Raw genomic sequence first — 6,737 nt, forward strand, 5'->3', positions numbered from 1 at the left:
CCGCATGGATATGCAGGTGAAAGGAAATCGGGCGGGACCGATGGCCCCGCCCGTGATGCGCTCAGCGCAGGTCGTTGTAGGCATCCACCACGGCCTGTCCGGCATCACCGGCCTCTTCCAGCCATTCGGCGGTCATGGTGCCGCCGATCTCGGTCAGGCGTTCGGCCAGCGCGTCCGAAGGCTCCATGATCTCCATGCCGCCATCGGCCAGGGCGGCGATCTTTTCCTCGGTCTCGGCCATGGACATGCGCCAGCCGCGCTCCTCGGCGGCGGCGGCGGCGGTCATCAGGGCCTCCTGCGCCTCATCCGACAGGCCCTGCAGGGCCGAGCTGTTGATCAGCACGATATTCTTGGGCAGCCAGGCCTGCGTGTCGATGTAATGGGAGGTGAAATCCCAGGCGCGCGCATTCGCCCCGGTGGAGGGCGAGGTGATCATCGCCTCGACCCGTCCGGTGGAAAAGGCGGTGGGAATGTCGCTTTCCTCGACCTGCGTAGGCACGGCGCCCAGCAACTCGGCCAGCCGCTCGGTCGCCACGTTATAGGCGCGGAAGCTCAGCCCCTCCATTTCGCTGGGGTGGGTCACCGGCTGGCGCAGATACAGGCTCTGGCCCGGCCAGGGCACGGCAAACAGCACGCTCAGCCCCTCTGCCGCCAGCTTCTCCTCGACCGCGGGGCGTGACGCCTCCCACAGGGCGGCGGCATCGTCATAGCTGGCAGCCAGGAAGGGGATCGAATCGATGCCGAAAATCGGGTCTTCGTTGGCCAGCCGCGACAGCAGGATCTCGCCCAGCGGGACCACGCCCTGACGCACCACATCCTTGATTTCGGCATGGCCGAAGAGGGAATTGGCCGAATGCACGGTGATGTTGATCTCGCCATCGGTGGCTTCGCGCACATCATCGGCAAATTGCATGATGTTCTGGGTGTGAAAGATGCCATCGCCATAGGGTGTGGGCATGTCCCAGTTCTGGACCTGCGCTGCGGCGGGCATGGCGACAAGCGCCAGCGCGGCACCGAACAGGCTGTGTTTGGCGGGAATGGTCATATGCGTAGTCTCCCTGTCTGTGCCCGGTCTGCTGCGGGCGTTTGCGCAACGAAGCTGCCGCTGCGTCATTCAGAGGTTGACACACGTTTTCAATTTGTCAACGATTTATCAGTGACGGGCGGTCGGCGCCTGCAGCAGGAGGGAAAGATGTCCGAAAACGCAGCGCGCTGGGATTTCTGGATCGACCGTGGTGGCACCTTTACCGATGTGGTCGGCCGGGCGCCGGATGGGGCGGTACATCCGCTCAAGCTGTTGTCGGACAACCCCGAAGCCTATGAAGATGCAGCGATCGAAGGGATCCGGCGGCTGCTGGGCGGGCAGATAGACCCGGCCCGCATCGGCAGGGTGAAAATGGGCACCACCGTGGCCACCAACGCGCTGCTGGAGCGCAAGGGCGACCGCACGGCGCTGCTGATCACCCGCGGCTTCCGCGATGCACTGCGAATCGCCTATCAGGCCCGGCCCGATATCTTCGCCAAGGAGATCCTCCTGCCCGAACAGCTCTATGAGCGGGTGATCGAGGTTGACGAGCGCCTGCACGCCGATGGATCGGTCGAACGCCCTCTGGCGCCTGAGGCCGTGACACAGGCGCTGGAGGAGGTGAAGGCCGAAGGGATCGACGCGCTGGCCATCGTGCTGATGCATGCCTGGAAGAACCCTGCGCATGAAGTCGCGCTGGCAGACGCGGTGCGCGCCATGGGTTTCGGCCAGGTCTCGGTCAGCCATGAGGTCTCGCCGCTCATCAAGCTGGTCGGGCGCGGCGATACCACGGTGGTGGATGCCTATCTCTCGCCCATCCTGCGCCGCTATGTGGCCCGCGTCGCCGATGCCCTGGGCGCGACCCCGGCGGGCGAAGCGGGGCCGACGCTGCAATTCATGATGTCCTCGGGCGGGATGACGGCGGCCGAGGCGTTCCAGGGCAAGGACGCGATCCTGTCAGGCCCCGCAGGCGGCGTGGTCGGCATGGTGGAAACCGCGCGCCACGCCGGGTTCGACCGGGTGATCGGCTTTGACATGGGCGGAACCAGCACCGATGTCGCCCATTGCGCGGGCGACTATGAACGCGCCTTTGATACCGAGGTTGCAGGCGTGCGCATCCGTGCGCCGATGATGCGCATCCATACGGTTGCGGCCGGCGGCGGGTCCATCCTGCATGCTGAACCGGGCCGCTTTCGCGTCGGCCCCGATTCGGCAGGGGCGGACCCCGGCCCCGCAGCCTACCGCCGTGGCGGGCCGCTGACAGTGACCGATGCCAACGTCATGCTGGGCAAGCTGCAACCGGACCTGTTCCCGGCGATCTTTGGCCCCGGTCAGGACCTGCCGCTGGACCGTGACACCGTGGCCGCCCGCTTTGCGGAAATCGCCGAGGCCGAGGGCAAGGCACCTGAGGAGGTGGCCGAGGGCTTCCTGCAGATCGCGGTCGAAAACATGGCCAATGCGATCAAGAAGATCAGCGTTCAGCGCGGCTATGACGTGACGCGCTACCTGCTCAACAGCTTTGGCGGGGCAGGGGGGCAGCATGCCTGTCTGGTGGCCGATGCGCTGGGCATGGATTCGGTGCTGATCCATCCGCTTTCGGGGCTCCTGTCGGCCTATGGGATCGGCCTGGCGCGGGTCGAAGCCAGCCGCCAGCAGGGCCTTGTGCAGCGGTTGGCGCCCGAAAACGCGAGCGCAATCGACGCCGCGCTGGACGCGCTGGCCGCGCAGGTGGCCGATGACTTGGCCGCCCAGGGCGTGCGCGACACCCGCAGCCGCCGCCTGCTGCATCTGCGCTATGACGGCACCGACACCGCGCTGCAAATCCCCTATGACGGCGACCAAGGCGCCGCCCGCGCTGCGTTCGAGGCCGCGCACAAGGCGCAATTCGGCTTCACCAGCCCCGAAGCCCCCGTGGTGGTCGAGGCGGTGGAGGTCGAAGGCACCGAAACCCGCGCCGACACGGCCACCGATGCCGCACCACCCACCGACACGCGCGACGCCCACAGCGACACCACACGCCGCCTCTGGTCTGGCGGGGGCTGGCATGACGCCGCCATCTTCCGGCGTGAGGGGCTGACCCCCGGCGACACCATCCGCGGCCCCGCGCTCATCATCGAGGCCAACCAGACCATCGTCGTCGAACCGGGCTGGAGCGCCACGCTCACCCCCGCCGATCATGTGCTGATGACCCGGCATGAGGCCCAGTCCCGCCGCAGCGCCGCAGGCACGACCGAGGCGGACCCGATCCTGCTGGAGGTCTTCAACAACCTGTTCATGAACATCGCCGAACAGATGGGCGTGGCGCTTCAGAACACGGCGCATTCGGTCAACATCAAGGAACGGCTGGATTTCTCCTGCGCGGTGTTCGATGCCGAGGGCGCGCTGGTGGCCAATGCGCCGCATATGCCGGTGCATCTGGGGTCCATGGACCGCAGCGTGGAAACCGTGATCCGCCTGAACCCGGACCCGCGCCCGGGCGATGTGTTCGCCCTGAACGCGCCCTATAATGGCGGCACGCATCTGCCCGATATCACCGTCGTCTCGCCGGTGTTTGACGACGCGGGCGCGCAGGTCCTGTTCTGGGTCGCCGCGCGCGGGCATCACGCCGATGTGGGCGGCACCGCGCCGGGGTCGATGACGCCTCTGGCAACGACCGTGGACGAGGAAGGCGTCCTGATCGACAATTTCAAGCTGGTCGAGGGCGGCCGCTTCCGCGAGGACGCCTTGCGCCGCGTCCTGACCGATCACCCATATCCCTGCCGCAACCCGGACCAGAACGTGGCCGACCTCAAGGCGCAGGTGGCCGCCAATGAACGCGGCGCGGCGGAACTGCGCCGGATCGTGGACGAATTCGGTCTGGAGGTGGTGCAGGCCTATATGGGCCACGTTCAGGACAATGCCGCCGAAGAAGTCCGCCGCCTGCTGGGCAAGCTGGAGGATTGCAGCTACGAATACCCCACCGACACCGGGCAGGTGATCCGCGTGGCCATCACCGTGGACCGCGAGGCGCGCACCGCCACGGTGGATTTCACCGGCACCTCGGACGCGCAGGAAAACAATTTCAACGCGCCCGAACCCGTGACCCGCGCCGCCGTGCTCTATTGCTTCCGGGTGATGGTGGAATCCCCGATCCCCATGAACGCGGGCTGCCTGCGGCCCATCCGCATCATCGTGCCCAAGGGCTCGATGCTAGCCCCCGAATACCCCCGCGCGGTGGTGGCCGGGAATGTGGAAACCAGCCAGCACGTCACCAACGCCATCTTCGGCGCGCTGGGTGCCATTGCCAACAGTCAGGGCACCATGAACAACCTGACCTTCGGCAATGACCGGCATCAGTATTATGAAACCATCTGCTCGGGCTCTCCCGCCGGGCGGATGAATGACGGGCGGGGGTTTCATGGCACCTCGGGCGTGCATGTGCATATGACCAACTCACGCCTGACCGACCCGGAGGTGCTGGAACTGCGCTTTCCGGTGATGCTGGAGGACTTCGCCCTTCGGTCCGGCTCAGGCGGGCAGGGGGCGTTCCGGGCCGGGGACGGGACCACCCGCACCCTGCGGTTCCTGGAGCGGATGGATTGCGCGATCCTGTCCTCGCACCGCAGCCGCGCACCCCAGGGCGTGGCCGGCGGCGGCGCCGGAGAACCCGGCCGGACCGAGGTTCGCCGCAAGAATGGCCGCACCGAACTGCTGAACGCCTGCGACCAGACCGTGCTGGAGGCCGGTGAAGCCGTAACCATCATCACCCCCACAGCTGGCGGTTTCGGCACCCAGGGTGGCTGAGACGAGCGCCGCCCCCGGCGCAAGGAGCAGCCCCGGGGGCACAGGCAGAGGTCCCGCCTCGAGCCCTTGAGGCAGGGTCTTCGGCGGTTTCGCAGCCCCGGTTGTCGGAGCGGAGCGCCAACACGGCAAACGCGCTTCCACAAGGGGCAGAGGCGCGCTACCCTGTGCGCGGCGCAGCAGGGATGCGGCGCCGCGCCCGGGAGATATGCAGCGCAGGGACCGCCATGAACCAGCCATCCGATCCGATGCCGCCCCCACAGCGGGACGAATTGCTCTTGCGACTGGTCTACATGATCCTGCTTGCCATGATGATCAGCCTTGCCCAATCGATCCTTTTCGCCATCGGCGTGGTGCAATTCGTGATCCTGCTCGTCAACAACCGCGAACCCAACGAGCGTTTGGCCGATTTCGGATGCATGGTCGGCGCCTGGGTCGCCAAGGCCGCGCGCTATCTGAGCATCGCCACCGATGCCAAACCCTGGCCCTGGCGCGATATGGACTGAACCGCGATCCATCAGAGAATGCCCTTGAACGCGCCCAAGGCGGACGCTAAGCACACGGGCAGGTCAGGGTGCGGACGTCAGCCCGCGGCTGGCCGCTGCGGAAGGGTGGCAGAGTGGTCGATTGCACCGGTCTTGAAAACCGGCGACCTGCAAGGGTCCGTGGGTTCGAATCCCACCCCTTCCGCCATACATGCTAATTAAAATCTTGTTTTTATTGATAAAGCCGAAAATAAGACCCCCACGACATCCCCCACATCGACAAGGCTTGCCCCGGAATATGCCGGAAGCAAAAGCCGCGCCATCTTGTAACGCGCAACGAACATGTCCCAGATCGAGGAGTGGCCGGGGATTTGTGGGAATACGTGCGTAAAGCCGGGATTTGGCGGTAATTCAACGCGTTGCGACGTGGATGGGATCGGCGGACGAGGTGCTCGCCCTCCGGAAAGTGGGACATTTTGAACAATTCTAAGTGGCCTGAGCGCGGAGGCGAGGTGAGAGAGTCGTCGCGGCTTCAATCGTTCAAGGCACTGTGAATGCGTATGAAATCCCCGATTACAGGGCCTCTCTGGGGTGGCGTCGGTTGGCGCTGACATGGAAATTTTCTTCCACCTTTTCCACCCTGTTCCTAGTTTCGTAATATCAATGACTTACGGGCCACTCCGCCTTGAAGCGATGCAAATCCGTGGCGCGGCCTCAGCTATGCGTCGAACGCATAGCTGAGGCCGGTGAACGCGGGTGGCGTCGTCCGAGCGTACGCGCGCCCCAGCCGCCCCCGCTCACGACAGCACCTCGTTCATTGCAAAAACACGCAGATAGACAGTGTCGGACGTGCCACCGGCGGCGCGGGCACCAAGGCTGGCCACGGTGCCGCCCGCCACAAACTCCCGCGTATGCACCTCGCCTTGGGCGAAATTGCCCGTGCCTCCGGTGTTGATCGAGTTTGTGTAAAGGCGCGCAACGTCAGGACTGTCGGGAAGCACCTGAAAAACAATGCGATATGTCTTCCCTTCTTCCACAGCGAACGTGAGGTGTCCTGAATTCCCGAAATTGTTGTGAAACAGGCTCCAATACTGACCTTCCTCGACAAACTCTCCCGCCCCTGTGGTGCCTACAAGTTCCAGTGTCCCCGGCAACAGAGTCGGACCAATTTCGGCTTCACGCATCACACCGGCTTCTTGCAGCGTGGACCGCAGGTTGTGCATAGCGCCCCACAGCATCCACAACTCTGCGTCATGTGGCTGCGCGACCTCCGGTCCTGCGAGAGCAGGCGGTGCCCAGTTGCCGATGATGTCTGTGACGACAAAAGCCTCGGCTTCGTAATCCCACATAATCCCGATCATATCTCCAGGGGGGCACCTCGATTTTTGCCTTTCAGGGCCGGTTCGGCGGCCTGAAGCCTTCAGGAAGCGGCTTGGCGTGGGGCTTCG

The 6,737-nt window shown here is 65.1% G+C and carries 4 protein-coding genes and 1 tRNA gene; 3 read left to right on the top strand and 2 right to left on the bottom strand.

The annotated features are described in order from the left end of the window. Window positions 1–61 precede the first annotated feature (61 nt). Window positions 62–1,045 carry a TRAP transporter substrate-binding protein gene (locus tag HUK65_RS01765; RefSeq protein WP_235441701.1) on the bottom strand — a complete coding sequence of 328 codons (984 nt, stop codon included), beginning with the start codon at window positions 1,043–1,045 and terminating at the stop codon, window positions 62–64. 147 nt (window positions 1,046–1,192) lie between these two features. Between HUK65_RS01765 and HUK65_RS01770 the strand changes: the two genes are divergently transcribed. The 3 genes from HUK65_RS01770 to HUK65_RS01780 all read left to right on the top strand — a co-directional run bounded on the left by HUK65_RS01770 (window position 1,193) and on the right by HUK65_RS01780 (window position 5,497). Continuing rightward, a complete protein-coding gene (locus HUK65_RS01770; RefSeq protein ID WP_179904400.1) occupies window positions 1,193–4,807 on the top strand; it encodes a hydantoinase B/oxoprolinase family protein in 3,615 nt (1,204 codons plus the stop codon). Between the two features lie 224 nt (window positions 4,808–5,031). Then, a complete protein-coding gene (locus HUK65_RS01775) occupies window positions 5,032–5,310 on the top strand; it encodes a DUF4389 domain-containing protein (RefSeq protein WP_179904401.1) in 279 nt (92 codons plus the stop codon). Between the two features lie 99 nt (window positions 5,311–5,409). Continuing rightward, window positions 5,410–5,497 (top strand) — tRNA-Ser (locus HUK65_RS01780). 589 nt (window positions 5,498–6,086) lie between these two features. Here HUK65_RS01780 and HUK65_RS01785 read toward each other — a convergent pair. Continuing rightward, window positions 6,087–6,737: hypothetical protein (locus HUK65_RS01785; protein WP_235441702.1), on the bottom strand; the 651-nt coding region annotated here is incomplete at its 5' end.

This window comes from Rhabdonatronobacter sediminivivens (genome assembly GCF_013415485.1).
In the GTDB taxonomy this organism is placed as follows: domain Bacteria; phylum Pseudomonadota; class Alphaproteobacteria; order Rhodobacterales; family Rhodobacteraceae; genus Rhabdonatronobacter; species Rhabdonatronobacter sediminivivens.